The following is a 23,884-nucleotide window of genomic DNA, read 5'->3' as shown; positions in this document are numbered from 1 at the left end:
GGAGTCCCCATGCTAACCACTATGCGCCGCCACGGTATCCGCCTGGCCCTGTTTGCTATTCTCGCCACCGCGCTGACCGCGATCGTGCATCAGTTGACCACCCGCACCATCGCCCGTCAGGCGGCGCTGCAGCAGCAGCGGCTGTTTGATCAGGTGATCGCGCCGGGTGACTACGACAACGACCTGCAGCGCAGCTGCCTGCTGCTGCGCGATCCCCGCCTGGGCGACGGCGCACCGCACCGGCTGTATCTGGCCCAGCGTCAGGGCCAGCCGATCGCGGCGCTGGTCGAAGCCACCGCGCCCGATGGCTATGCCGGCGCCATTCGTCTGCTGGTCGGCGCCGACTTCAGCGGTAAAGTCCTGGGGGTGCGGGTGCAAGAGCAGCACGAAACCCCGGGGCTGGGCGATAAAATCGAAATCCGTATCTCCGACTGGATCGACAGCTTTCGCAATAAGGTGGTGCACGGCGCACAGGACCCGGCGTTTCGGGTAAAGAAAGACGGCGGTGAGTTCGACCAGTTTACCGGCGCCACCATTACCCCGCGGGCGGTGGTTAACGCCGTTCGCCGCACCACGCTGGCGATCCACGATATCCGACCGCATCTGGCCAGTCTGCCGCGCTGTGGAGAAAGTGAATGAGTGAAGCCAAAAATCTATTCCTCAACGGGCTATGGAAGAACAACTCGGCCCTGGTGCAACTGCTCGGCCTCTGCCCGCTGCTGGCGGTCTCCTCTACTGCCACCAACGCCCTGGGGCTGGGGCTGGCCACCACGCTGGTGCTGGTCTTGACCAACAGCGCCGTCTCGGCGCTGCGCCGCTGGGTGCCCGGCGAGATCCGCATTCCTATCTATGTGATGATCATCGCCTCCGTCGTCAGCGCGGTGCAGATGCTGATCAACGCCTACGCGTTCGGCTTGTATCAATCGCTGGGGATCTTTATTCCGCTGATCGTCACCAACTGCATTGTCATCGGACGCGCCGAGGCCTATGCCGCCCACCATCCCGTCGGGATGGCGGCGCTGGACGGCCTGGCGACCGGGCTGGGCGCGACCGCGGCGCTGTTCGTTTTAGGCGCCCTGCGTGAAATCCTGGGCAACGGCACCCTGTTCGACGGCGCCGACCTGCTGCTCGGCCACTGGGCCCGCGCGCTGCGCATTGAGCTGTTTCATACCGATACGCCGTTCCTGCTGGCCATTTTGCCGCCGGGCGCATTTCTTGGCCTTGGGTTTATGCTGGCGTTCAAATATGTTATCGATCAAAAGCTACGCCGGCGTCAGGCGCAGCGTAGCGCCGTTGGCCCAGCGCCGCGCGACGCGGCGCCCACGGAAAACCATGAGCAGGCATGATGAATCAGGCAAAACGCATTGAGATACTCCGGCGCCTACGCGACGCCAACCCGCAGCCGACCACCGAGCTGATCTACGGCAGCCCATTCGAGCTGCTGATCGCCGTGCTGCTGTCGGCCCAGGCGACCGACGTCAGCGTCAATAAGGCAACCGCGACGCTGTTTCCGGCGGCCAACACCCCCGCGGCGCTGCTGGCGCTCGGCGTGGACGGCGTCAAGCGGCACATCAAGACCATCGGCCTGTATAACGGCAAGGCGGAAAACATTATCAAGACCTGTCGCATCCTGCTGGAGCAGCACGGCGGCGAGGTGCCGGAAGATCGCCAGGCGCTGGAGGCGCTGCCCGGCGTCGGACGCAAGACCGCCAACGTCGTGCTCAATACGGCCTTCGGCTGGCCGACCATCGCCGTCGATACCCATATTTTTCGCGTCTGTAACCGCACCCGCTTTGCGCCGGGAAAGACGGTCAACGAAGTTGAGGAGAAGCTGCTTAAGGTCGTACCGGCGGAGTTCGCCCTCAACTGCCATCACTGGCTGATCCTGCACGGGCGCTATACCTGCATCGCCCGGCGCCCGCGCTGCGGCTCCTGCCTCATCGAAGATCTGTGCGAATTCCGCGATAAAGTCTACCCCGAGCAGTAAGCCCTTTCCCGGCGCCGCGCGGCGCCGTCTGCTGTGATCTCTCCCTCGTTTTTACCTCTGCTAGCGCAGTTTCACTTTATTTTCCACAGTGCAAGCACTTTCGTTGTCATAATTTTGAGGTTGATCACATTTAAATCGTTAATATTATTTTTCGATTGATGCCGATATGTTGCTTGATTTGATGATTTTGGAAAAAGACGATAATTTAGTACAATCAAATACAATTATTGCGAACAGCCAGACAATAACCCTGCTTTTTATAAAAATAGCGAAACATACAACGAAATTGCTTTTGTACGGCAATTCGGCAAAATTTTACATCGGAAAATGCATTTTAGGCGTTAGTTCCCTCTGAGTAACATTTGTAACATTATCGGATTATTCCAGAGAATGTTTGTGTAACAGGATATTACAAACCTATTGTCAGCCTGCAAAATATCGTTAAGAGTACCCCTCTTCCTGCCGCGTATAACAATGTAAACAGTATGTTTTTTAAACATGCGCCGCGGCCGTTACCCGTCGTCAGACGGGCGTGAAAAACCAGAGGTAACTTGTGTCAAACGCAAACAACAACCAACCGGAAAACGTGAGTCTCAACGCGTTTAAACAGCCCCGTGCTTTCTATCTGATCTTCTCTATCGAACTGTGGGAGCGTTTTGGCTATTACGGCCTGCAGGGCATCATGGCCGTTTACCTGGTCAAGATGCTGGGCATGACCGAGGCCGACTCCATTACCCTGTTCTCCTCCTTCAGCGCCCTGGTATACGGCTTCGTCGCTATCGGCGGCTGGCTGGGTGACAAGGTGCTGGGTGCCAAGCGTGTCATCATGCTCGGCGCGCTGGTTCTGGCCATTGGCTATGCCTTTGTCGCCTACTCCGGCCATGATCTGTCGCTGGTCTACGTGGGGATGGCGACCATCGCGGTCGGTAACGGCCTGTTTAAGGCTAACCCCTCCTCGCTGCTCTCTACCTGCTATGAGAAAAACGATCCGCGCCTGGATGGCGCCTTCACCATGTACTACATGTCGGTGAACATCGGTTCCTTCTTCTCCATGCTGGCAACTCCGTGGCTGGCGGCCCGCTTTGGCTGGAGCGTCGCGTTCTCCCTGAGCGTCGTGGGCATGCTGATCACCCTGGTCAACTTTATGATGTGCCGTCGCTGGGTGAAGGATCAGGGCTCCAAGCCGGACTTCGCACCGCTGCAGGTCGGCAAGCTGATGATGACCCTGGTCGGCGTGGTGATCCTGGTTGCTATTTCAACCTGGCTGCTGCATAACCAGACCATCGCACGCTGGGCGCTGGCCATCATCTCCGCCGGCATCATCCTGATCTTCGCGAAAGAGACCTTTGCACTGCAGGGCGGCGCACGCCGTAAGATGATCGTCGCCTTCCTGCTGATGCTGGAAGCCGTGGTCTTCTTCGTGCTGTATAGCCAAATGCCGACCTCGCTGAACTTCTTCGCCATCCATAACGTTGAACACAGCATCTTCGGCATCGCGTTCGAGCCGGAGCAGTATCAGGCGCTGAACCCGTTCTGGATCATGGTCGCTAGCCCGATCCTGGCCGCAATCTACAACAAGATGGGCGACCGCCTGCCGATGCCGCACAAGTTTGCTATCGGTATGGTGCTGTGCTCCGGCGCGTTCCTGGTGCTGCCGTGGGGCGCATCCTTCGCCAATGAAGCGGGGATTGTGTCGGTTAACTGGCTGATCCTGAGCTATGCGCTGCAGAGTATCGGCGAGCTGATGATCTCCGGTCTGGGTCTGGCCATGGTGGCACAGCTGGTGCCGCAGCGACTGATGGGCTTTATCATGGGCTCGTGGTTCCTGACCACCGCCGCCGCCGCGCTGATCGCCGGTAAAGTGGCTGCGCTGACCGCCGTACCGGGCGGTGAGGTTGCCGATCCGCACGCCTCACTGGCTATCTATAGCCACGTATTTATGCAGATCGGCCTCGCTACCGCCGTCATCGCGGTGCTGATGCTGTTGACCGCACCGAAGCTGAACCGTATGACCCTGGGCGATTAATTTCTCTCCCTCGCAAAAAAGGCGCCCCTGCGGCGCCTTTTTTTTGTCTATGGAAAACCCCCAGCTAGGCTGGGGGTTCCGGAAAGCTTTCAGCTTTGAGCCAGTTATTAAAACCCCTTTTGATTTGTTAAAACGTCTTGCGGTCTGGCAACTGCAAGCGTTCAACAAGAAATCAAAAGGGGGTCCCAATGGGGGACGAGAAGAGCTTAGCGCACACCCGATGGAACTGTAAATATCACATAGTTTTTGCGCCAAAATACCGAAGGCAGGCGTTCTACGGAGAGAAACGCAGGGCAATAGGCAGCATCTTAAGAAAACTGTGTGAGTGGAAAAACGTACGGATCTTGGAAGCGGAATGTTGCGCAGATCATATCCATATGCTCGTGGAAATCCCGCCCAAAATGAGCGTATCTGGCTTTATGGGTTATCTGAAAGGGAAAAGCAGTCTGATGTTGTATGAGCAGTTTGGGGATATGAAGTTTAAATACAGGAACAGAGAGTTCTGGTGTCGTGGATACTACGTAGATACGGTGGGTAAGAACACGGCGAAGATACAGGAATACATAAAGCACCAGCTTGTGGAGGATAAAATGGGAGAGCAGTTATCGATCCCTTATCCGGGTAGCCCGTTTACGGGCCGTAAGTAACGAAGTCTGATGCAAATGTCAGATCGTATGCGCCTGTTAGGGCGCGGCTGGTAACAGAGCCTTATAGGCGCATCCGAAAAACCTCCGGCTATGCCGGAGGATATTTATTACCGCTGGCGCCCACGTATAAATTCTATCTGCCACACAGACAGGCCGCCGCTGACGGACTACGCTAACAGTCATCTACCTGTCAGAAACGTCCAAGGAGCGAGTGATGAAATTGTTCTATACGTCCGGGGCCTGCTCTCTTTCACCGCATATCGTACTGCGTGAGGCAGGGCTGGACTTCACCATTGAAAGCGTGGATCTGGCCAGCAAACGTACCGAGCACGGCAGCGACTATCTGAGCATTAATCCCAAGGGACAGGTGCCCGCGCTGCTGCTGGATGACGGCAGCCTGCTGACCGAAGGGGTGGCCATCGTGCAGTACCTGGCCGATCGGGTACCGGACCGCGCGCTGATCCCGCCGCCGGAGACGCTGGCGCGCTATCACGCTATCGAATGGCTCAACTACATTGCCACCGAGATCCATAAGGGATTCAGCCCGCTGTTCAATCCGCGCCAGCCGCAGGAGAGTAAGACGATAGCGCGCGGCGCGTTGGAAAAGCAGTTCCACTACCTCAACGGCGTACTCGGTGAGCGCCCCTACCTGCTGGGGCCCCGCTTCAGCGTCGCCGACGCCTATCTGTTCACCCTGCTGTGCTGGGCCAAGGCAATGCACTTCGATCTGGCCACCTGGCCCGCGCTGGCCGACTATATGGCGCGTATCGCCGCGCGGCCAGCGGTCGATGCCACGCTCAGCGCCGAGGGGTTGAAATAACGCGCTCGACGCGGCGCGCAGAAGACCAAAGAAAAAGGCCTCCCAAGGGAGGCCTAGCCTGTGGCGGACAGTCGGGCATCAGCCGTGCAGCGCCCGCGCCGTATAGCGGTGCTGCGGACAGGCGATGCGATCCTGCGCGGCGACCAGCTGCAGCTCGTACTCTCCCATCGCCTGGGTCGTCAGCATTACCTCATAGACCGCCGCCGTCACGTGCTCCAGCGCGCTCTGCAGCGGCTCGCCCTTCAGCAGGTTCACCAGCAGCAGACCGCTGGTCAAATCGCCAACGCCCACCGGCTGGCGAGCGCCGAAGTCCACCAGCGGACGGGCGATGTGCCAGGCCTCGTCGGCGGTGACCAGCAGCATTTCAAAGCTGTTGCTATCGTAGCCGGCGTTGTGCAGGTGTTTGACCAAGACAATGCGCGGGCCGCGGGCGATCAGCGCGCGCGAGGCCGCCAGGGCCTCCTCGACGCAGGTTATCTTACGATCGGTCAGCGTCTCCAGCTCCAGCAGATTCGGTGCCATGATATCGCTGCAGGCCACCGCCTGCTGGCAGAAGAACTCCGCCACGCCCGGCGCGACGATGCACCCTTTTTCCGGGTGTCCCATCACCGGGTCACAAAAATACCATGCCTCGGGGTTGCTCTGCTTCACCTGTCGAACGATCTGCAAAATATGCTCGCCCTGCTGCGGCGAACCAATGTAGCCGCTCAGCACCGCGTTGCAGCGCGCCAGCTCCCCAATATCGGCAATCCCTTGCACAATCTCGGTCAGATGATTAGCCGGCATCACGCTGCCGGTCCAGTGACCGTACTGAGTATGGTTAGAAAACTGAACGGTATTCAGCGGCCATACGTTAACGCCCATGCGACGCATCGGGAAAACGGCGGCGCTGTTGCCGGCGTGGCCAAACACCACGTGAGATTGAATGGAAAGGATATTCTTCATCGTATTTTTGCTTATCTGCCCACTGGGCAGTCGTTGGTATTAACGGGGGCCGCAGCCCCCTTGATTGCTGTGATTACTTCCAGCAGATCAGGCAATAGTTCTTCTTGCCGCGACGCAGCAGCGTATAGCGGCCAAACAGACGATCGCCGTCGCTGAAAGTGTATTCGGGGTCGGACTGTTTCTCACCGTTGACGGTGACCGCGTTAGAGGCGATGGTTTTACGCGCCTGGCCACGCGACGGCTGCAGTTCGGCGTCAACCAACGCCTGCTGCAGATCGGCGCCCTTATCCATTTCGACCATCGGCATACCATCCTGCGCCAGCTGGGCAAAGTCGGCCTCGGTCATTTCGCTCAGGCTGCCGGAGAACAGGCTGTGGGTGATGCGTTTCGCCGCCTCCAGCCCCGCCTCGCCGTGCACCAGGCACGTCACCGCCTCGGCCAGCACATACTGCGCGCGCGGCGCCTTACCGCTGTTCTTATCTTCATCTTCCAGCGCATTGATCTCCTCAATGCTCATAAAGGTGAAGAACTTCAGGAAACGGTATACGTCGGCATCGGCGGTATTGATCCAGAACTGGTAGAACTTGTACGGACTGGTCTTTTTCGGATCCAGCCATACCGCGCCACCTTCGGTCTTACCAAACTTGGTTCCGTCGGCCTTGGTGATCAGCGGAACGGTCAGTCCCCACACCTGCTGCTGGTTCATACGGCGGGTTAGATCGATGCCGGAGGTGATATTCCCCCACTGATCGGAGCCGCCGATCTGCAGCTCGACGCCGTGCATCCGGTTCAGGCTGGCAAAGTCATAGCCCTGCAGCAGGTTGTAGGAGAACTCGGTGAAGGAGATCCCCACATCGTCACGGTTCAGACGCTGCTTAACCGCCTCTTTGTTAATCATCTGGTTAACAGAGAAGTGCTTGCCGATATCGCGCAGGAAGGTCAGCACGTTCATGCCGCCAAACCAATCGTAGTTGTTGGCGGCAATCGCGCTGTTGCTCCCGCAGTCGAAGTCCAGGAACGGCGCAACCTGGCGGCGGATTTTGTCCACCCAGCTCTGCACCGTCTCTTCGGTGTTCAGCTTACGCTCGGTCGCCTTAAAGCTCGGATCGCCGATCAGACCGGTCGCCCCGCCCACCAGCGCCACCGGCTTATGCCCGGCCTGCTGGAAGCGCTTAAGGCACAGCAGGGGAACCAGATGGCCCAAATGCAAGCTGTCAGCGGTCGGATCGAATCCGCAATACAGTGCGATGGGCCCCTGCGCCAGTCGCTCTGCCAACGCTTCTTCATCCGTAACCTGGGCAACGAGGCCCCGCTCTTGCAGTTGTTTAATCAGGTTGCTGCTTGCCATTAATAACTCCATTAGTGTTAACACACACCGTCACCCTTACAGGGCGGTGTCAAGGCGGATAATAAACGCTATAGGATAAAGCGCCGCGCTCCGTCACGCCAGCCTTTACAGGGGAAATAACGCCGTTAGGCAGCACCGGTAACCGTTTGAGGGTTAAGGCGTAGCCAAATGGTCGACGTCGCCGCCGTCCCTGTCTCCAACCTAGGGCGCCAGGCGGTCAATTTGCCAGCTATCCCCGTCGCGCTGATACAGAAAACGATCGTGCAGGCGGCTTTCGCGCCCCTGCCAAAACTCCATGGTCTGCACCGATACCCGGTAGCCGCCCCAAAAGCTGGGCAGCGGGATCTCGCCCTGCAAAAACTTCTGCTTCAGCTCCAAAAACTTGCTCTCCAGGATCCCGCGGGTGGAGATGCGCGCCGACTGGTGTGACACCCAGGCGGCAATCTGGCTGTCCTTCGGTCTGCTGTGAAAATACTTCATCACCTCCAGGGCCGAGAGACGGTGAGCCGTGCCGGTGATACTGACCTGTCGATCCAGCATATGCCAAGGGAAGTGCAGGCTAATACGCGGATTCTCCTCCAGCTGCTGGGCCTTATTGCTGCCCAGATTGGTATAAAACACCATGCCCTGCGCATCGTAGTGCTTCAGCAGCACGATGCGCTGGTGGGGCTGGCCAGATTTATCCACCGTCGCCACGCACATGGCGGTCGGATCGGCTAAGCGCGCATCGCACGCCTGGCGCAGCCAGCGTTCGAACAGATCCAGCGGATCGGCGGTTAAATCACGGCGGCGCAGGCCGCCGCGCACATAGTCGCGGCGCAGATCGGCAATATCAAACTCGTTGTTTTCGCTCATATTCAACGTCCTGACAGCGGAGATGAATTCATTCTGCACGCTGGCCGCCACAATCTCAATCACCCGCGTTCCCCCGACCTCGCGTCAGGCGGAAGGAACGGGGATTTTGCCATATAAATTCACCCCGCGCCGCGGTGAGCGATGGCCGGAGATGGGATGTAATTAGTTGATAATAATCAGAATAAATGCACCGCCCGCCGCAGGGTGGGCCGGACGGTGACAGCAGAGGGGAAACTATAGGGACAGTCAGGCTCAGCGCTGCAGGCGGCAATCATTCAGGATCAAATTTCCGTCGCGCTCGACAAAGGCGCCCTCGCCCTTAGACCAGAAGGTATAGCGGCCATCGCTGTAGCGCACGCCCGATGCCGAGAGCGTCTGTGATAGCGTCAGGGCGTTGCCGTCCAGCACCAGGCGCACCTGACGCCGGGCGTTGTCCTGCTGGACGGTCAGCGGCAGCGTGCCGCAGCGATAGTGCAGCGTCTGTAGCGGAGTCACGCCGGGCCACCACTGACACCCGCTTAGCGTCAGCATGGCGATAATCACCAGGGAAAAACGCATCATCGTGCCCTCCGTTTAGAAAGCGACATCGGTATCGTAGGGATTGACCGGGTAGATGGCACCCAGCAGCGTCGGACGATCGGCGCCGGTCACCGACGGCAGGTTGCCGGGCAGCCCGGAGAGCGTCCGGTAGGCCAGCCAGGCAAAGGCCAGGGCCTCCATATCATCCGCGCTGACGCCGTACTTATCGGTCGGTGCGACCTCGGTCCCCGGAAGCAGCGCCGCCAGCCGGCCCATCACCAGCGGATTGTGGACGCCGCCGCCGCAGACCAGCAGGCGCTCGCAGCCGCCGGCCAGCTGGACCTGATCGGCGATGCTGCGCGCCGTCAGCTCCGCCAGCGTCGCCTGAACATCCCGGGCGTCCACGCCGGGCCAGCGCTGCAGGTGCCGCTCCAGCCAGCCGAGGTTAAACAGCTCCCGCCCGGTGCTTTTCGGCGCCGGACGCGCAAAATAGGGATCCGCCAGCATCTGCGCCAGCAGCGCGCTAAGAACGCGGCCGCCGCGTCCCCAGGCGGCGTCGGCGTCGTACGGACGTCCGCACCGACGCCAGATCCAGGCATCCATCAGCATATTGCCCGGCCCGGTGTCAAAGCCGCGCACCGCCGCGCCAGGCAGCAGCAGCGATAAATTGGCGATCCCCCCGATATTCAGCACCATGCGGCGCTCGCCGGGATGGGCCAGCAGCGCATGATGAAACGCCGGGACCAGCGGGGCACCCTGCCCGCCGTAGGCCATATCGCGCCGCCGAAAATCGCCCACCGTGGCGATCCCGGTCAACGCCGCTACGCGGTTATTATCCCCCAGCTGCAGCGTAAAGGGCGCGCTCCCCTCGGGCTGATGCCAGACGGTCTGTCCATGGCAGCCGATGGCCACAATATCATGGGGCGTCAGCCGCTGGCGCTGCAGCAGCTGATTGACCGCCTCGGCATACAGCGTGCCCAGGGCGCGGTCCAGCTCGCCCACCGCCGCCAGCGTCGTCTCCTGCCCCTGGCTCATGGCCAGGATCGCCGTCTTGATCTCATGGGGGATGGGGTGAACGTAGCGCCCCTGGCGTGCCACCAGCGTTTCATCGATCGCGGCCAGAACCACATCAATACCGTCCAGGCTGGTGCCGGACATAATGCCGATATAGCGTCCCGTTTTCATATTCTCTTCGACTCCGGTGTTGCGACGCGCCGCGCAGGCCGCCGCCGGTATTTCGTCCAGCCTATCACCCAACTCACGGATCGACTTAACGTTTATCAATATCAGCGCCAATTGCGGATAAATCCGACGGCAGCAAAAAGCTGCAACATAATTTACGGATTCCGACTTCTTAAGCTACCGTTTTATCATTAGAATAACATGATACATACCATACTGATGGGCCGCGCGCCGCCGCCGGCGACGGTTTATCCACGGTTAAGCCATTTTGACATACACTGAAGCTACGCTCATCCCGCGTCCGCGTCCGGTCATGATGCCCCGCCATCTCGCCGCCGCACCTCGGGAAAGAACACGGGTAATGGTAATAAAAGGAACCTAATCATGATGAAGCGTCTTATTATTGTCGCTATTGCCACGGCAACCCTGGCGGGCTGTGCCAATACCAGCACCCTGTCCGGCGACGTGTACAGCGCCAATCAGGCCAAGCAGGTACAGCAGGTGACATATGGCACCATCGTCTCCATGGAGCCGGTACAGATTCAAGCCGGTAGCGAGGCGAACATGATCGGCACCATCGGCGGCGCCGTCATCGGGGGGCTGCTGGGTAACACCATCGGCGGCGGCACCGGACGCAGCCTGGCGACCGCCGCAGGCGCCGTCGCGGGCGGCGTGGCCGGCAACAGCATTGAGGGCGCGGTCAACCGTACCAACGGCGTCCAGCTGGTGATCCGTCTCGACAGCGGTAAGACCATCGCCGTGGTACAGAAAAACGACAAGCAGGCTTTCCGGGTTAATCAGCGCGTAATGCTGCTGAGCAACGGCAGCACCGTTAACGTCTCGCCGATGTGATCCCGCGGCAATAAATAAAAAAAACCGGAGGCATGCCTTCCGGTTTTTTTTTGACTGCTCGAACGCGGTGCGGTTTATTTATTCTGTAAATGAATAATGTTCTGCTCCAGACGTTCGACCAGACTGGTCAACAGCGAGACCTCATCCGCTGAGATACCGTCCAGGATTTCACTGCGCGTCAGCGAAATCACGTCGGTCACTTCCCTAATCACGGGTTCGGCACCGTCCGTCAGCTTAATGCGTTTGGCACGGCGATCGTTAGCACAGATATGTCGAGTAATCAGACCCTTATCTTCCAGCTGATCCAGCGTACGCACCAGCGACGGCTGCTCAATGCCAATCGCCTTGGCCAGCTGAATCTGTGACTGCTCCGGCGGCAGGCGGTGAATGTTATACAGCGTCACCCAATGCGTCTGCGTCAGCTCCAGCGGCTTCAGTCGCTGATCGATCAAGGCACGCCATACACGCACCAACCGTGATAAATCCGACCCCAATGTTGATTCCAATTTAATCTCCTTATAATGAGCGTGCTAATCCATAAACCCGATACACCGTCATCACCGACCTCTGTCCGGAGGACACGACTCAGCGTGCAGCTCCCCTTTGGACAGGATCCGGCGGCGCGATGCCCGTTGGTTTCCCCTTTCCGGTGAAACGCAGCGGTCAGGCCTCAGGCGGCGAGCTCCTTTCGGCTATGGCACCGAACGGTAACGCATCATCATCCCGATGCCCGTGCCGGGTACATATCGGCCAATTCCTTTGTGGTTCACTCCCGCGCGTCTATCGAGCCAAAAACGTCGATAGTCGAGCGATTGCGTGCCAATAATATTAACCAGTTAGCTAAACAATATAAAGCGAAATAATGAAAAAAAGCTTATTCATGCTTATTGTTTGCGCATTAATAAACATACATATTGCAAATATATCCAAATTAATCGTCGTCTATCACATAATACACCGCAAGAATGCGCTAGCGCCGCCGCACTCAGGCAGCGCGGGCGATTGCGCCGTCCTCTCCCCGCCCAGCGACGCCCCATTTATTGATTTAACCTGCGCTATAAAAATGCAACATAAATATCTATCACACAAATTCCATACGACGCCGAAAAGAAACATCAAATAATTATTTAAGCTAATATGATAACAATTAATCAATTAAATGCGTTAAAGATCCTCCGCGCCCCGGCGCCACCCTACGCCACCCGGCGATCGCCGCGCCGAGTCATCGGAATCAGCGCGTCGTCAACGCGCCCGGCCCAACCGCTCACCGGGTTTGACGTTGCCAAGTCGGCGGCCGCTGTGACACTATTGAAACGTCTTTTTACTTTGCCAGCGTTGAGGATAACTATGCGTGTACTTCATACCATGCTGCGGGTCACTGACCTGAAGCGCTCCGTCGACTTCTATACCCAGGTGCTGGGCATGCGCCTGCTGCGCACCAGTGAAAACGAAGCCTATAAATACTCTCTGGCCTTCGTCGGCTATGGCGATGAGAGCCAAGGCGCCGTGATCGAACTGACCTATAACTGGGGCGTCGATAGCTATGAGATGGGCAGCGCCTTCGGCCATATCGCCCTCGGCGTCGATGACGTCGCCGCCACCGTCGAGCAGATCCGCCGCGCCGGCGGCAACGTTACCCGAGAGGCGGGCCCGGTCAAAGGCGGTCATACGATCATCGCCTTTGTCGACGATCCCGACGGCTATAAAATCGAGCTGATCGAAAACCGCTCGGCTAGCGAAGGGCTGGGCCGCTAACCTCCCCGCCCCGTTCACCCGGGCGGACGCAATATGTGCCGCCCGCGCCCCTGCTCATTTGCCATCCCCGTGTAAAACACGGCAAAATTTGCCATAATGCGCGCTGCATTCAAAATAAAGACACCAACGAACTCATGGCTGACACCTCTAATCTCAATGCGCTGAGCGCGCGCTTTCGCGGCTTTTACCCGGTCGTCATCGACGTCGAAACCGCGGGCTTTGACGCCAATCGCAACGCCCTGCTGGAAATTGCCGCCGTCACTCTGCGAATGAACGACGACGGCTGGCTGGAAACCGATCAGTGCCTGCATTTCCATATCACCCCCTTTGAAGGCGCCGTGCTCTCGCCAGAGGCGCTGGCCTTTAACGGAATCGATCCGCACAACCCGCTACGCGGCGCCGTCAGCGAATATACCGCGCTGCACGCCATCTTTAAGATGGTGCGCAAGGGAATTAAAGATCAGGCGTGCAATCGCGCTGTGGTCGTGGCCCACAACGCCCACTTTGACCACTCGTTTCTGATGGCGGCCGCAGAGCGCGCCGGGCTGAAGCGCAACCCGTTCCATCCGTTCGCCACCTTCGATACCGCCGCCCTCAGCGGGCTGGTTCTCGGTCAAACGGTGCTGGCCAAAGCCTGCCTCAGCGCGGAGATCCCCTTCGACAGCGCCCAGGCCCATTCGGCCCTGTATGATACCCAGCAGACCGCCACGCTGTTCTGTGAGCTGGTGAACCGCTGGAAACGCCTGGGCGGCTGGCCCCCGGCCTACCTGAACGATACCGCCCCCTCCGCAGAGGCATAATCGCCCCCCTGCAAGCACGCCCGCTCCGCGGGCGTTTTTTATTCCGCCCCGCGACGACGGGAAAAAGGTCACGGCAGGGTATTTTTTTGTCGTGCCGCGCACGGAAACATGCTAATAATCCTGCTATTGCCTTGAACGACTTTTAGGACATTGACGTCTATGAATGCTGTTGTAATTGCCGTGGTCGTAATGCTGCTGCTCAGCCTGCTGCGGGTTAACGTGGTGATCGCCCTGATCGTCGCCTCTCTGGTTGCCGGTCTGAGCGGCGGTCTCACCCTGGACACCACGATCACGACCTTCAGCGGTGGGCTGGGCGGCGGCGCGGAGATCGCCCTCAGCTACGCCATGCTGGGTACCTTTGCCGTCGCGATTTCACGCTCTGGTATCACCGACGTGCTGGCCCACGGCGTGATCCGCCGCATGGGGCTGGCGCCGAGCGCCCACCGCCTGTTCTGGTTTAAATACGGTCTGCTGCTGATCCTGACCCTGATCGCCATCTCGTCGCAGAACCTGATCCCCATCCACATTGCCTTTATTCCCATTCTGATCCCGCCGCTGCTGCACGTATTTTCGCGGATGAACCTCGATCGGCGCGCGGTAGCCTGCGTGCTGACCTTCGGCCTGATCACCCCTTATATGGTGCTGCCGATCGGCTTTGGCGGCATCTTCCTGAACAATATTCTGCTGAAGAACCTCAATGAGAACGGGCTACAGGTCACCGCCGCCCAGGTGCCCAGCGCCATGCTGCTGCCGGGGCTGGGGATGCTGTTCGGCCTGCTGCTGGCCATCTTCTTCAGCTACCGCAGGCCGCGCCGCTACAACGAAGGGCGCATTCTGTCCGCCGAGCCGGAGCATAAGCGTATTCATTTACGGGCCGTGTGGGTCGCCGTTATCGCCATCATCGCCGCCCTCGGGGTGCAGCTGGCGACCAACTCTATCGTGCTCGGCGCGCTGATGGGCTTTGTGGTGTTTATTCTCGGCGGCGTGATCCACTGGCGGGATACCCAGGATGTCTTTACCCGCGGGGTGCATATGATGGCGATGATCGGCTTTATCATGATCACCGCCTCCGGGTTTGCCGCCGTGATCAAAGCCACCGGCAGCGTAGATGCGCTGGTGACCTCTATCGAGGGGGCGATCGGCGGCAACCGGGGACTGGCTGCGTTTCTGATGCTGGTGGTCGGGCTGGTCATCACCATGGGCATCGGCTCCTCCTTCTCCACGGTGCCGATCATCGCGGCAATCTATGTGCCCCTGTGCATTGCCTTTGGCTTCTCCCCCATGGCGACCATCGCCATTATCGGTGTCTCCGGGGCGCTGGGGGATGCCGGGTCGCCGGCCTCTGACTCTACCCTGGGGCCAACCTCTGGGCTGAATATGGACGGCCAGCACGACCATATATGGGATTCGGTGGTGCCGACCTTCCTGCACTACAACCTGCCGCTGCTCGGCTTCGGCTGGGCGGCAGCGATGATCCTCTAGCACACGGTCCCGACCGATACACAAAAGGCGCCCTGCGGCGCCTTTTTACATGGCCTAACGCCGCGCGATCAGGCGTTGTCCTGCGCCGCTGAGCCGTGGCGCGCCGCGGCCTCTTTGATCAGCGTCTGCAGCTCGCCGCGCTGATACATTTCCAGCACGATGTCACACCCGCCGATCAGCTCACCCTCAACCCACAGCTGCGGAAAGGTCGGCCAGTTAGCAAACTTTGGCAGCTCGGCGCGAATGTCCGGGTTCTGCAGGATATCCACGTAGGCAAAGCGCTCGCCGCAGGCGGACAGCGCCTGCACCGCCTGCGCAGAAAAGCCGCAGCTCGGCAGCTTCGGTGAGCCTTTCATATACAGCAGAATCGGGTTCTCGGCGATCTGGCGCTGAATCTTTTCGATAGTGGTCATGATCTTTACTTCCTTAAATATCCAGTGTTATAGCGGTAACGCAGTATATTGTCATTATCGCCCGCGCCGACCACAGCAGACAAGGGATGGGGCACGAAAGGCGCCTCCCCCGCCCGCCGCGGGGCACGCGGCGTCGGATCGCGCTATTGTAGCGGCGGGCACGGCAGGAAAAAAACACCATCTTTTGCAGGGTCTATTGCACAGCGCGCTGCCGCGGCAGCACATCGTCGCTCTGCCAGCCGCTCATTATTCGCCCATTATCCTGCTCAACCGTTTTTTAATAGGCAATATCACTGTAAAAAAGCCCTCTCTGTCGCTAAATCAGACAATTGAAATATTTACTCACAATTAGACGCGAATACGTAAACATCAGTACTGTTATGTTCAGCATATTTTAATTAATACTGTTTCTGCGTTTTTATTTTAGTTTTTGGCTTGGAAGCGACTGATCATGCGTCTACTCGTTGCGCTCTTTGTATTGCTGTTTACCCAATGGTTTACCACCTCAGCGGCCGCCTCACCGGCACACAAAGTCATCGCCGATCAGCGAAAAGCCACGGCGGGCCACAGCCAGAGCGGCGAGCGTAAAAAACGCAGGGCAGACGCCGGGGCACACAAGCATCACAGCGCGGCGTCTCATCCCCCCGCCCGGGAAAAGCGCGCGGCGCACAGTAGCCACCGCACGGTCGCCGCACCGCACCGCGCCGCCGTCGAGCACAAGGCGCAAGCGCACCACCGCGGCGAAAAGCCCCTTGCGCGTCGCGCGAGCGCACATGGGGCGTCGCACCCGGGTAAAAAAGCCTACGGTCGCCCCTCGCCTCTTAAGACGGCCCACCGCGCGGCCGGCCGCCATGAAGATAGCCAGCCGATCCACATGAGTCCGCTGCACAAGAAACGCTACCAGCACGCCAAACAGACGGCGATGAATAAGCTGATGCGCCAGATAGGCAAACCCTACCGCTGGGGCGGTACCTCTCCCCATACCGGCTTTGACTGCAGCGGCCTGATCTATTACGCCTATCAGGATCTGCTGAACATTAAAATGCCACGCACCGCTAACGAAATGTACCACCTGCGCGACGCCGCGCCGGTCAAGCGCGCCGAGCTGCAGCGCGGCGATCTGGTGTTCTTTCAGATCCACGGACGCGGCGCCGCCGATCACGTCGGCGTCTATCTGGGCAACGGCAAATTTATCCAGTCTCCGCGCACCGGCGAGGAGATCCGCGTCAGCTATCTGGGCGATGACTACTGGCAGGATCACTACCTGGGCGCCCGCCGCGTCATGACCCCGAAAACCATTCGCTAACGCCCCGTACGCCCCCGTTCCGGCGGCGGTTACCCCATGACCGCCCCCTGCAGCACGCCGCTTTCGCCGCTTGTCTGCTGCACATTTCGCCACTCAGTCAGCTAAAATACACCTGCCCCCTGTCTTTCACGGCAAAACTTGCTAGAATCACAAACCATAACAAGCGGACAACAAGATTTTTTCATTTTTGTCTAACCGCCGGCGACGTCTCATCTGCGTTGCTTACGGGTTAACCGTCTTGCCACAGAAGCATTAAGGAGAGAGCTATGTCATTTGAATTACCTGCATTACCGTACGCCATGAATGCGCTGGAACCGCATATCTCCGCCGAAACGCTGGAATACCACTACGGTAAGCACCACAACGCCTATGTAGTCAACCTGAACAACCTGATCAAAGGCACTGAGTTCGAAGGAAAATCGCTGGAAGAGATCGTGAAGAGCGCCTCCGGCGGTATCTTTAACAACGCCGCTCAGGTGTGGAACCACACCTTCTACTGGCACTGCCTCTCCCCGAACGGCGGCGGTGAACCGCGCGGCGCCCTGGCGGACGCCATCAACGCCGCCTTCGGCTCATTTGCCGCGTTCAAAGACGCGCTGACCAAGTCTGCCGTAGGCAACTTCGGCTCCGGCTGGACCTGGCTGGTGAAAAAGGCGGACGGCACCCTGGCCATCGTCAACACCTCTAACGCCGCGACCCCGCTGACCGGCGACGACAAGCCGCTGCTGACCGTGGACGTATGGGAACACGCCTACTACATCGACTACCGTAACGCTCGCCCGGTGTACCTGGAAAACTTCTGGGCGCTGGTGAACTGGGAGTTCGTCGCCCAGAATCTGGCGTAACCGACCAGAGAGACAAAAAAGGCGCTCACCGAGCGCCTTTTTTATTACGCCGCTCGCTAACTTAGTGCAGTGCGGCGATCAGGCTGGCCACGACGATCAGCGCCAGCGCCACCACCGTTGTTACCAGAGAATACTTCAGATCGTTTTCCATCCTGACACCTCATGTTTTACGTTCTGTATCAATTTTTACTGACTTAAGAATTCGCACAAAACCCGTGTTAAATCATTTTTACATAAATCACATCTTAAAACACGCAGAAAATCTTATGATTACATCCTGCGCAAATCGCCAATTAGTGCTTCCCCTTTTGCCTGAGATCAGACAGAATTTGCGGTTTACTGCCGCGTGCCGACGCTATAATTCTAAACAAGAAATGGCAAACGTCACCCTATTGCGCAAACGCGCCGGCGCCGAGCCGCGCTGTCAGGCGTATTTTCCGATGCACGCAGGCAAACGATTAACAAAACGGCGACGCAGCGCGTACGCCTAGGAGTCATTTGTTTCATGGCAACGATTAAAGATGTGGCAAAGCGCGCAGGCGTATCGACCACCACGGTGTCTCACGTCATCAATAAAACCCGCTTTGTCGCCGACGAGACCAAAGCCGCCGTCTGGGAGGCCATTAAAGAACTACACTACTCCCCCAGCGCCGTTGCCCGCAGCCTGAAGGTCAACCACACCAAATCCATCGGCCTGCTGGCGACCTCCAGCGAGGCGCCGTACTTTGCCGAGGTCATCGAGTCGGTAGAGAATAGCTGCTACAGCCAAGGCTATACCCTGATCCTGTGTAACTCCCACAATAATCTGGAGAAACAGAAAGCCTACCTGGCCATGCTGGCGCAAAAGCGCGTCGACGGCCTGCTGGTGATGTGCTCCGAATATCCGGAGAACCTGCTGGAGATCCTTGAGGACTACCGTCATATCCCGATGGTGGTCATGGACTGGGGCACCCGCCGCAGCGACTTTACCGATGCTATCCAGGATAACGCTTTCGAGGGCGGCTATCTGGCCGGCCGCTACCTGATCGAGCGCGGCCACCGCGACATTGGCGCCATCACCGGCCCGGTATCGCGCAACACCGGCGGCGGTCGCCTGCGCGGTTTCCTCAAGGCGCTGCAGGAGGCCAACATCACGCCGCAGGAGAGCTGGCTGGTCGAAGGCGACTTCGAGCCGGAGTCTGGCTATGCGGCGATGCAAAACATTCTGTCGCAGAAGCAGCGCCCGACGGCGGTGTTTGTCGGCGGCGATATCATGGCGATGGGCGCCATTTGCGCCGCGGACGAGATGGGGCTGCGCGTACCGCAGGATATTTCCGTCATCGGCTACGATAACGTGCGCAACGCCCGCTACTTTACCCCGGCGCTGACCACCATTCATCAGCCCAAAGAGCGCCTTGGCGCCATGGCATTCGACATGCTGCTCGATCGCATCACCAGCAAGCGCGAAGACGCCCAAACCATCGAAGTGCATCCTAAGCTGGTTGAGCGTCGCTCCGTGGCCGACGGGCCGTTCATCGACTACCGCCGCTAAGCGCGTGTCCCGGCTGGTCCTGTTTCCCGCGCTGGTGCTGCTGTCCGGCGCGCTGCCGCTGGCGGCGATGGTTCCGGCGACCCTACTGCCGCTGACCGAGCAAAATGCGGGACAGGCGCTGCTGCAGCTGCTGCAGTGGCCCGCGCTGGGCCGCAGCCTGGCTCTGTCGCTGTGGATAGCGCTAGGCGCCTCCGGCGGCGCCCTGCTGCTGGCGCTGGCGCTGGCCGGGCTCACCCTACGGCGTCAGCGTCAGCACACGCTGGCGCCGGCGCTGCTGCTGGCAGCCCCCCACATCGCCCTGGCCACCGGCCTGCTGATGCTGCTGGCGCCAACCGGCCTGCTGTGGCGCCTGATGGCGCCGCTGTTTGACTGGCAGCAGCCGCCCGATCTGCCGCTTCCCAACGATCCCTACGGCCTGAGCCTCTCGCTGCTCCTGCTGTTAAAAGAGACCCCCTTTTTCTATCTGCTTACCCTGAATCTGGCCGCCCGCTGCGCCGCGCAGCGGCAGCTGCGCATCAGCGCCGCGCTGGGCTATCCCCCGGCGCAGGGCTGGTGGCGCATCGTGGTGCCGCAGCTGCTGCCGGGGCTACGCCTGCCCATGTTCTGCGTCCTGGCCTTTGCCCTGTCGGCGCTGGATCTGGCGCAGCTGCTCGGTCCGCAGCGGCCACTGCTGTTTGCGCAGCTGCTGTGGCAGTGGATTGCCGACGGTGGACAGACGGCGCTGGCGGCCCTCGGGGCGCTGCTGCTGATGCTCTTAAACGCGCTGGCGCTGCTGCTCTGGTATGGCATTGAACGCCTGTGGGTCGCCGTGGGTCACCGTCCCCCGCGACGGCGCGTCGCCCGCGGTGGGCCTGCGCCCTACGCCGCCTTTTGGCCTTTGGCGCTGGCGCTGGCCGCCGCGGCCTACCTGATGCTGGTGCTGATTTCCCTGGCTCAGCGCTGGCCCTTTGCGCAACGCTGGCCGCGGCAGTGGCGCTATGACAGCTGGCTGTACAGCGTCAGTGACTGGAGCGCCCCGCTGTGGCATACCCTGTGCATCGCGCTGGCGGTCAACCTGCTGGCGCTGATCCTGGCGCTCGGCACGCTGGAGTGGTATACCCTGAGGCGACGGGCCCCCGGCGCCTGGCTGCTGCTGCCGCTGCTGCTGCCGCAGATGGGGCTGATCTTCGGTCTACAGTATTTCGCCGCCCGCAGCCAACTGCTGGGCAGCTACCCGCTGGTTATCTATGGCCAGCTGCTGTTCGTCACCCCCTACTACCTGCTGACGCTGTCCGGTGCCTGGCTGCGTTTCGATACGCGTCAGACCCAGGTGGCGCTGGCGTTGGGTAAGACGCCCTGGCAGGCCTTTTACCGGATTAAGCTGCCGCAGATGCTGCCGGCGCTGCTGCTGGCGATGGCCTTTGGCCTCGCGGTCAGCGTCGGCATGTATCTGCCGACGCTGGGGCTGGGCGCCGGGCGGCTGCCGACGCTGGCCACGGAAACCGTCGCCTATGCCAGCGGCATCGATCGGCGCCTGGCCGCCATCGGCGCCCTATGGCAAACCCTGCTACCGCTGCCGGCATTTTTGCTGGCGCTATGGCTACCGCTGCGCGGTATACGAGGAGCAACGTCGCATGGCCACCCTTAATCTCAACCAGCTGCGCGTCGAACTGGCGGGGCGCCCCCTGCTGGCGCCGCTGACCTTGACGGTGTCGCCGGGGGAGCTCGTCACGCTGATGGGCCCCAGCGGCTGCGGCAAATCCACCCTGCTGGCCGGGATCGGCGGCCATCTACAGCCGCCGCTGTTCGTCCGCGGCGAGGTCTGGCTGGATCGGCGCAGCCTGAGCCGCCTGCCGCCCTGGCAGCGCGGGATCGGGCTGCTGTTTCAGGATGATGTTCTGTTCCCCCACCTGACGGTGGCGCAAAATCTGCATTTCGCCCTACCGCCGGGGGCGTCGAAGGCGGCGGTGACGCAAGCGCTGCAGCAGGCGGAGCTGACCGAGCGGGGCGACTGCTATCCCGCCGCCCTCTCCGGGGGACAGCGGGCGCGCATCAGCGTGCTGCGTACCCTGTTGGCCGCGCCCTCGGTCCTGCTGCTCGATGAGCCCTTCTCCCGTCTGGACGCCCCGCTGCGCCGCCGCTTTCGCCGCTGGGTCTATCAGCAGATCGCCGAACGCGCCATTCCCGCGATCCTGGTCACCCACGATCGCGCCGACGTTCCGCCCGGCGGACGGATCGTCACGCTGGCTGCGGCATAAGCCACTCCTGGTTCATGGTGCGGGTATCGCCCAGGTAGGCCAGCAGCCACTCTAGGGCCGGTGAGCGGCTGTGATCTTGCCAGGTCACGCAGCAGGCGCTGTCGGGAAACGACTGGCACAGCCGCAGCGCGTGCAGACGCCCCGCGGCAATCAGCGGCTCGGCGGCGTGGGCCGGCATCAGGCCGACGCAAAGCCCGGCCTCCAGACAGTCGATGGCGCACGGCCAGTCCGGCGCCACCAGACGCCGCTGATTATCGAGCAGCCAGGTATCCCGCTTGGGTAACGTCCGCGAGGTATCCTCGATGCTCAGCGCCGGAAAGGGGCGCAGGCGGTCGTCGTCCACCTCGCCGTCAAACGCGGCCAGCGGGTGGTCGGGGCTGACCACGCAGCGCCAGCGCAGAAAGCCCATATCGCGGAAAGCATAGCGCCCGCCGGCGGGCACCGCCCGCGTCGCCCCGATCGCCACCTCGACCCGCCCGTTGATCAGGGCATCCCACACACCGTTAAACACCTCGCTGTGGATCATCAGCTCCATATCGGGAAAGTGACGATAAAAGTCCACTACCAGCTGCTGGCAGCGCTGCGGACGCACGATGCGATCCACTGCGACGTGGAACTGACCGCGCCAACCGTTGGCGACCTGCTGACACTGACGTCGGGTGGCATGCATTTTTTTGATAATACTGCGGGCTTCATCGACAAAAAACGCCCCGGCCTCGGTCAACTCAACGTCACGGTGACGTCGTTCAAACAGCGGTACCGCCAGCCAGTTCTCCAGCTGACGTACGGTATAGCTGACGGCAGAGGGCACCCTATGCAGCTCCTGCGCTGCCGCGCTAAAGCTCCCGGTGCGGGCGACCGCATCCACGACCTCCAGCGAATATTCTGACCACATGCTCAGCCCCTCGCCATTCTGCTTTCAAAAATTTTCATCCATCATGCCAAATAATAGCGTTTCACAACGCTGACGTCAGCCCATAAACTCTCACTCGTCACATTCTCCGCCTGCAACATATTCATAACGAGTCAAAATAATGAGAAGTAAATCAGGTTTCATGGTCTATCTGGCTGGCCTCAGTATGCTGGGATATCTGGCCACCGATATGTATCTGCCCGCCTTTGGTGCCATGCGCCACGATCTGGGCGCCTCCGCCGGCGCCATCAGCGCCAGCCTGAGCATCTTTCTGGCCGGCTTTGCCTTTGCACAGCTGCTGTGGGGGCCGCTCTCCGATCGCATCGGACGCAAGCCGGTTCTGCTGCTAGGGCTGGGCATGTTCGCGCTGGCCTGCCTGGGGATGCTGTGGGTCGGCAATACGACCCAGCTGCTGATCCTGCGCTTCGTGCAGGCCGTCGGGGTCTGCTCCGCGGCGGTCACCTGGCAGGCTTTGGTTATCGATCGCTACAGCAAAGGGGTCGCGAACCGCGTCTTCGCGACGGTTATGCCGCTGGTGGCCCTCTCGCCGGCGCTGGCGCCGCTGCTCGGCGCCTGGCTGCTCAACCACTTTGAATGGCAGGCCATCTTCGCCGTGCTGTTCGCCATCACCCTGCTGCTGATGATCCCAACCCTGCGTCTGCAGGAGCACCGGGCGGCGGCGAACCGTCAGGCACCGCGCATCGGTTTCCTGCGCCTGATGCGCTCCAATATCTTTAGCGGCAACGTCCTGATCTACGCCGCCTGCTCCGCTGGCTTCTTCGCCTGGCTGACCGGCTCGCCGTTTATTCTGGGCGAGATGGGGTACAGCCCGAACGATATCGGCCTGAGCTATGTGCCGCAGACCATCGCCTTCCTGCTGGGTGGCTACGGCTGTCGGGCGCTGCTGAGCCGCATCGGCGGTACCCTGCTGCTGCCGTGGCTGCTGGTTATCTACTCGCTGAGCATGCTGGCGATGCTGGTGATGGCCCTCAGCTACCAGCCCGGTCTGCTGGCGCTGCTGGTACCGTTCTGCGTCATGGCGATGATGAACGGCGCTATCTATCCCATCGTGGTGGCCAGCGCCCTGACGCCCTTCCCGAACAACAGCGGCAAGGCGGCGGCGCTGCAGAACACGCTGCAGCTGGGCGTCTGCTTCCTGGCCAGCCTGCTGGTATCGGCGCTGATCCACATGCCGCTGCTGGCGACCACCGCCATCATGGCCGGCACCATTCCGCTGGTGGTGCTGGGGTATTGGCTTAAAAGTGACAGCGTCACTACCATGCTGGAAAAACGCCGCGAGATGCAGCAGGGCCAACACTCCCTCTCCCGCCGCTGATTTCCACGCCGGCGCGCTGGGGTCTCCCCGCGCGTCTGGCGATGTTTCCCGCCTCCCTTGAGCCCCCTTTCCCGCCGTCCTATAC

25 protein-coding genes are annotated in these 23,884 nt (G+C 60.3%); 16 read left to right on the top strand and 9 right to left on the bottom strand.

The window, feature by feature from the left end:
- Positions 1-9 precede the first annotated feature (9 nt).
- The 6 genes from rsxG (at position 10) to gstA (ending at position 5,480) form a co-directional block, all read left to right on the top strand.
- Positions 10-639 carry an electron transport complex subunit RsxG gene (gene rsxG / locus BRD58_RS08915; RefSeq protein WP_012848538.1) on the top strand — a complete coding sequence of 210 codons (630 nt, stop codon included), beginning with the start codon at positions 10-12 and terminating at the stop codon, positions 637-639.
- The gene (locus BRD58_RS08910) at positions 636-1,346 is read left to right on the top strand and encodes an electron transport complex subunit E (protein WP_012848537.1); all 711 of its coding nucleotides are present in this window, start codon (positions 636-638) and stop codon (positions 1,344-1,346) included. Before rsxG ends, BRD58_RS08910 begins: the two co-directional genes overlap by 4 nt.
- Positions 1,346-1,987 carry an endonuclease III gene (nth, locus tag BRD58_RS08905; RefSeq protein WP_015461466.1) on the top strand — a complete coding sequence of 214 codons (642 nt, stop codon included), beginning with the start codon at positions 1,346-1,348 and terminating at the stop codon, positions 1,985-1,987. The genes BRD58_RS08910 and nth overlap by 1 nt, the downstream gene beginning before the upstream one ends.
- 553 nt (positions 1,988-2,540) lie before the next feature.
- On the top strand, positions 2,541-4,013 hold the full coding sequence (gene dtpA, locus BRD58_RS08895) for a dipeptide/tripeptide permease DtpA (RefSeq protein WP_012848534.1): 1,473 nt from the start codon (positions 2,541-2,543) through the stop codon (positions 4,011-4,013).
- A gap of 188 nt (positions 4,014-4,201) precedes the next feature.
- Entirely contained in the window at positions 4,202-4,660 is a 459-nt protein-coding gene (gene tnpA / locus BRD58_RS08885) for an IS200/IS605 family transposase (protein ID WP_015461477.1), read from the top strand.
- 214 nt (positions 4,661-4,874) lie between these two features.
- On the top strand, positions 4,875-5,480 hold the full coding sequence (gene gstA, locus BRD58_RS08875) for a glutathione transferase GstA (RefSeq protein ID WP_073382424.1): 606 nt from the start codon (positions 4,875-4,877) through the stop codon (positions 5,478-5,480).
- Between the two features lie 78 nt (positions 5,481-5,558).
- Here the strand turns inward: gstA and pdxY are convergent, their stop codons facing one another.
- From pdxY to anmK, 5 genes are all read right to left on the bottom strand, one after another.
- The gene (pdxY, locus tag BRD58_RS08870; RefSeq protein WP_015461463.1) at positions 5,559-6,425 is read right to left on the bottom strand and encodes a pyridoxal kinase PdxY; all 867 of its coding nucleotides are present in this window, start codon (positions 6,423-6,425) and stop codon (positions 5,559-5,561) included.
- 73 nt (positions 6,426-6,498) lie between these two features.
- Positions 6,499-7,773 (bottom strand): tyrosine--tRNA ligase, encoded by a 1,275-nt coding sequence (tyrS, locus tag BRD58_RS08865; protein ID WP_073382421.1) that lies wholly within the window; start codon positions 7,771-7,773, stop codon positions 6,499-6,501.
- 201 nt (positions 7,774-7,974) lie between these two features.
- Positions 7,975-8,628, bottom strand: coding sequence for a pyridoxamine 5'-phosphate oxidase (gene pdxH, locus BRD58_RS08860; RefSeq protein ID WP_015461462.1), 654 nt, complete (start codon positions 8,626-8,628; stop codon positions 7,975-7,977).
- Positions 8,629-8,880: 252 nt separating this feature from the next.
- Entirely contained in the window at positions 8,881-9,189 is a 309-nt protein-coding gene (locus tag BRD58_RS08855) for an MliC family protein (RefSeq protein WP_078057726.1), read from the bottom strand.
- A gap of 12 nt (positions 9,190-9,201) precedes the next feature.
- On the bottom strand, positions 9,202-10,332 hold the full coding sequence (anmK, locus tag BRD58_RS08850) for an anhydro-N-acetylmuramic acid kinase (RefSeq protein ID WP_069578610.1): 1,131 nt from the start codon (positions 10,330-10,332) through the stop codon (positions 9,202-9,204).
- 381 nt (positions 10,333-10,713) lie between these two features.
- Between anmK and BRD58_RS08845 the strand changes: the two genes are divergently transcribed.
- Positions 10,714-11,181 carry an outer membrane lipoprotein gene (locus BRD58_RS08845; protein ID WP_012848527.1) on the top strand — a complete coding sequence of 156 codons (468 nt, stop codon included), beginning with the start codon at positions 10,714-10,716 and terminating at the stop codon, positions 11,179-11,181.
- 74 nt (positions 11,182-11,255) lie between these two features.
- Here BRD58_RS08845 and slyA read toward each other — a convergent pair whose 3' ends face one another.
- Positions 11,256-11,687, bottom strand: coding sequence for a transcriptional regulator SlyA (slyA, locus tag BRD58_RS08840; protein ID WP_015461460.1), 432 nt, complete (start codon positions 11,685-11,687; stop codon positions 11,256-11,258).
- An 841-nt stretch (positions 11,688-12,528) separates the two neighbouring features.
- Between slyA and gloA the strand changes: the two genes are divergently transcribed.
- The 3 genes from gloA to BRD58_RS08825 all read left to right on the top strand — a co-directional run bounded on the left by gloA (position 12,529) and on the right by BRD58_RS08825 (position 15,218).
- Positions 12,529-12,936, top strand: coding sequence for a lactoylglutathione lyase (gloA, locus tag BRD58_RS08835; RefSeq protein WP_012848524.1), 408 nt, complete (start codon positions 12,529-12,531; stop codon positions 12,934-12,936).
- 134 nt (positions 12,937-13,070) lie between these two features.
- Positions 13,071-13,736 (top strand): ribonuclease T, encoded by a 666-nt coding sequence (rnt, locus tag BRD58_RS08830; RefSeq protein WP_015461459.1) that lies wholly within the window; start codon positions 13,071-13,073, stop codon positions 13,734-13,736.
- 159 nt (positions 13,737-13,895) lie between these two features.
- On the top strand, positions 13,896-15,218 hold the full coding sequence (locus BRD58_RS08825) for a Na+/H+ antiporter family protein (protein WP_073382417.1): 1,323 nt from the start codon (positions 13,896-13,898) through the stop codon (positions 15,216-15,218).
- A 68-nt stretch (positions 15,219-15,286) separates the two neighbouring features.
- Here BRD58_RS08825 and BRD58_RS08820 read toward each other — a convergent pair whose 3' ends face one another.
- Positions 15,287-15,634: a Grx4 family monothiol glutaredoxin gene (locus tag BRD58_RS08820; protein WP_041692742.1), complete on the bottom strand. Its 348-nt coding sequence runs from the start codon at positions 15,632-15,634 to the stop codon at positions 15,287-15,289.
- Positions 15,635-16,082: 448 nt separating this feature from the next.
- Here BRD58_RS08820 and BRD58_RS08815 point away from each other — a divergent pair, with 448 nt between their 5' ends.
- Both BRD58_RS08815 and sodB read left to right on the top strand, forming a co-directional pair.
- Positions 16,083-16,937, top strand: coding sequence for a C40 family peptidase (locus BRD58_RS08815; protein ID WP_034168103.1), 855 nt, complete (start codon positions 16,083-16,085; stop codon positions 16,935-16,937).
- A 266-nt stretch (positions 16,938-17,203) separates the two neighbouring features.
- Entirely contained in the window at positions 17,204-17,782 is a 579-nt protein-coding gene (gene sodB / locus BRD58_RS08810) for a superoxide dismutase [Fe] (RefSeq protein ID WP_012848518.1), read from the top strand.
- Positions 17,783-17,843: 61 nt separating this feature from the next.
- Here sodB and cydH read toward each other — a convergent pair whose 3' ends face one another.
- A complete protein-coding gene (cydH, locus tag BRD58_RS17910; RefSeq protein ID WP_095666566.1) occupies positions 17,844-17,933 on the bottom strand; it encodes a cytochrome bd-I oxidase subunit CydH in 90 nt (29 codons plus the stop codon).
- A gap of 354 nt (positions 17,934-18,287) precedes the next feature.
- Here cydH and purR point away from each other — a divergent pair, with 354 nt between their 5' ends.
- From purR to BRD58_RS08795, 3 genes are read left to right on the top strand one after another with little or no spacing between them, the layout of a single operon-like run.
- The gene (gene purR / locus BRD58_RS08805; RefSeq protein WP_012848516.1) at positions 18,288-19,313 is read left to right on the top strand and encodes an HTH-type transcriptional repressor PurR; all 1,026 of its coding nucleotides are present in this window, start codon (positions 18,288-18,290) and stop codon (positions 19,311-19,313) included.
- Between the two features lie 4 nt (positions 19,314-19,317).
- Positions 19,318-20,940 (top strand): ABC transporter permease family protein, encoded by a 1,623-nt coding sequence (locus BRD58_RS08800; protein ID WP_073382413.1) that lies wholly within the window; start codon positions 19,318-19,320, stop codon positions 20,938-20,940.
- Positions 20,927-21,550 carry an ATP-binding cassette domain-containing protein gene (locus BRD58_RS08795; RefSeq protein ID WP_073382409.1) on the top strand — a complete coding sequence of 208 codons (624 nt, stop codon included), beginning with the start codon at positions 20,927-20,929 and terminating at the stop codon, positions 21,548-21,550. The genes BRD58_RS08800 and BRD58_RS08795 overlap by 14 nt, the downstream gene beginning before the upstream one ends.
- Here BRD58_RS08795 and punR read toward each other — a convergent pair.
- Positions 21,531-22,445 carry a DNA-binding transcriptional activator PunR gene (gene punR, locus BRD58_RS08790; RefSeq protein WP_012848513.1) on the bottom strand — a complete coding sequence of 305 codons (915 nt, stop codon included), beginning with the start codon at positions 22,443-22,445 and terminating at the stop codon, positions 21,531-21,533. The two genes, BRD58_RS08795 and punR, sit on opposite strands and share 20 nt — an antisense overlap.
- 139 nt (positions 22,446-22,584) lie before the next feature.
- Here punR and punC point away from each other — a divergent pair, with 139 nt between their 5' ends.
- Entirely contained in the window at positions 22,585-23,799 is a 1,215-nt protein-coding gene (gene punC, locus BRD58_RS08785) for a purine nucleoside transporter PunC (protein ID WP_012848512.1), read from the top strand.
- Positions 23,800-23,884: the final 85 nt, after the last annotated feature.

It is taken from the genome of Edwardsiella piscicida (assembly GCF_001896205.1).
Lineage (GTDB): Bacteria > Pseudomonadota > Gammaproteobacteria > Enterobacterales > Enterobacteriaceae > Edwardsiella > Edwardsiella piscicida.
Note: the sequence above shows the minus strand (reverse complement) of the source record. Positions and strands in the feature narration are given on the sequence as shown.

Bases quoted from the DNA above. Each gene is read 5' to 3' on its own strand.
- BRD58_RS08825 (WP_073382417.1), top strand. From the start codon at position 13,896: ATGAATGCTGTTGTAATTGCCGTGGTCGTAATGCTGCTGCTCAGCCTG.
- anmK (WP_069578610.1), bottom strand. From the start codon at position 10,332: ATGAAAACGGGACGCTATATCGGCATTATGTCCGGCACCAGCCTGGAC.
- pdxH (WP_015461462.1), bottom strand. From the start codon at position 8,628: ATGAGCGAAAACAACGAGTTTGATATTGCCGATCTGCGCCGCGACTAT.
- pdxY (WP_015461463.1), bottom strand. From the start codon at position 6,425: ATGAAGAATATCCTTTCCATTCAATCTCACGTGGTGTTTGGCCACGCC.
- tnpA (WP_015461477.1), top strand. From the start codon at position 4,202: ATGGGGGACGAGAAGAGCTTAGCGCACACCCGATGGAACTGTAAATAT.
- punC (WP_012848512.1), top strand. From the start codon at position 22,585: ATGAGAAGTAAATCAGGTTTCATGGTCTATCTGGCTGGCCTCAGTATG.
- cydH (WP_095666566.1), bottom strand. From the start codon at position 17,933: ATGGAAAACGATCTGAAGTATTCTCTGGTAACAACGGTGGTGGCGCTG.
- nth (WP_015461466.1), top strand. From the start codon at position 1,346: ATGAATCAGGCAAAACGCATTGAGATACTCCGGCGCCTACGCGACGCC.
- BRD58_RS08855 (WP_078057726.1), bottom strand. From the start codon at position 9,189: ATGATGCGTTTTTCCCTGGTGATTATCGCCATGCTGACGCTAAGCGGG.
- BRD58_RS08910 (WP_012848537.1), top strand. From the start codon at position 636: ATGAGTGAAGCCAAAAATCTATTCCTCAACGGGCTATGGAAGAACAAC.
- gloA (WP_012848524.1), top strand. From the start codon at position 12,529: ATGCGTGTACTTCATACCATGCTGCGGGTCACTGACCTGAAGCGCTCC.
- rnt (WP_015461459.1), top strand. From the start codon at position 13,071: ATGGCTGACACCTCTAATCTCAATGCGCTGAGCGCGCGCTTTCGCGGC.
- sodB (WP_012848518.1), top strand. From the start codon at position 17,204: ATGTCATTTGAATTACCTGCATTACCGTACGCCATGAATGCGCTGGAA.
- purR (WP_012848516.1), top strand. From the start codon at position 18,288: ATGGCAACGATTAAAGATGTGGCAAAGCGCGCAGGCGTATCGACCACC.
- tyrS (WP_073382421.1), bottom strand. From the start codon at position 7,773: ATGGCAAGCAGCAACCTGATTAAACAACTGCAAGAGCGGGGCCTCGTT.
- rsxG (WP_012848538.1), top strand. From the start codon at position 10: ATGCTAACCACTATGCGCCGCCACGGTATCCGCCTGGCCCTGTTTGCT.
- punR (WP_012848513.1), bottom strand. From the start codon at position 22,445: ATGTGGTCAGAATATTCGCTGGAGGTCGTGGATGCGGTCGCCCGCACC.
- BRD58_RS08795 (WP_073382409.1), top strand. From the start codon at position 20,927: ATGGCCACCCTTAATCTCAACCAGCTGCGCGTCGAACTGGCGGGGCGC.
- BRD58_RS08845 (WP_012848527.1), top strand. From the start codon at position 10,714: ATGATGAAGCGTCTTATTATTGTCGCTATTGCCACGGCAACCCTGGCG.
- gstA (WP_073382424.1), top strand. From the start codon at position 4,875: ATGAAATTGTTCTATACGTCCGGGGCCTGCTCTCTTTCACCGCATATC.
- BRD58_RS08815 (WP_034168103.1), top strand. From the start codon at position 16,083: ATGCGTCTACTCGTTGCGCTCTTTGTATTGCTGTTTACCCAATGGTTT.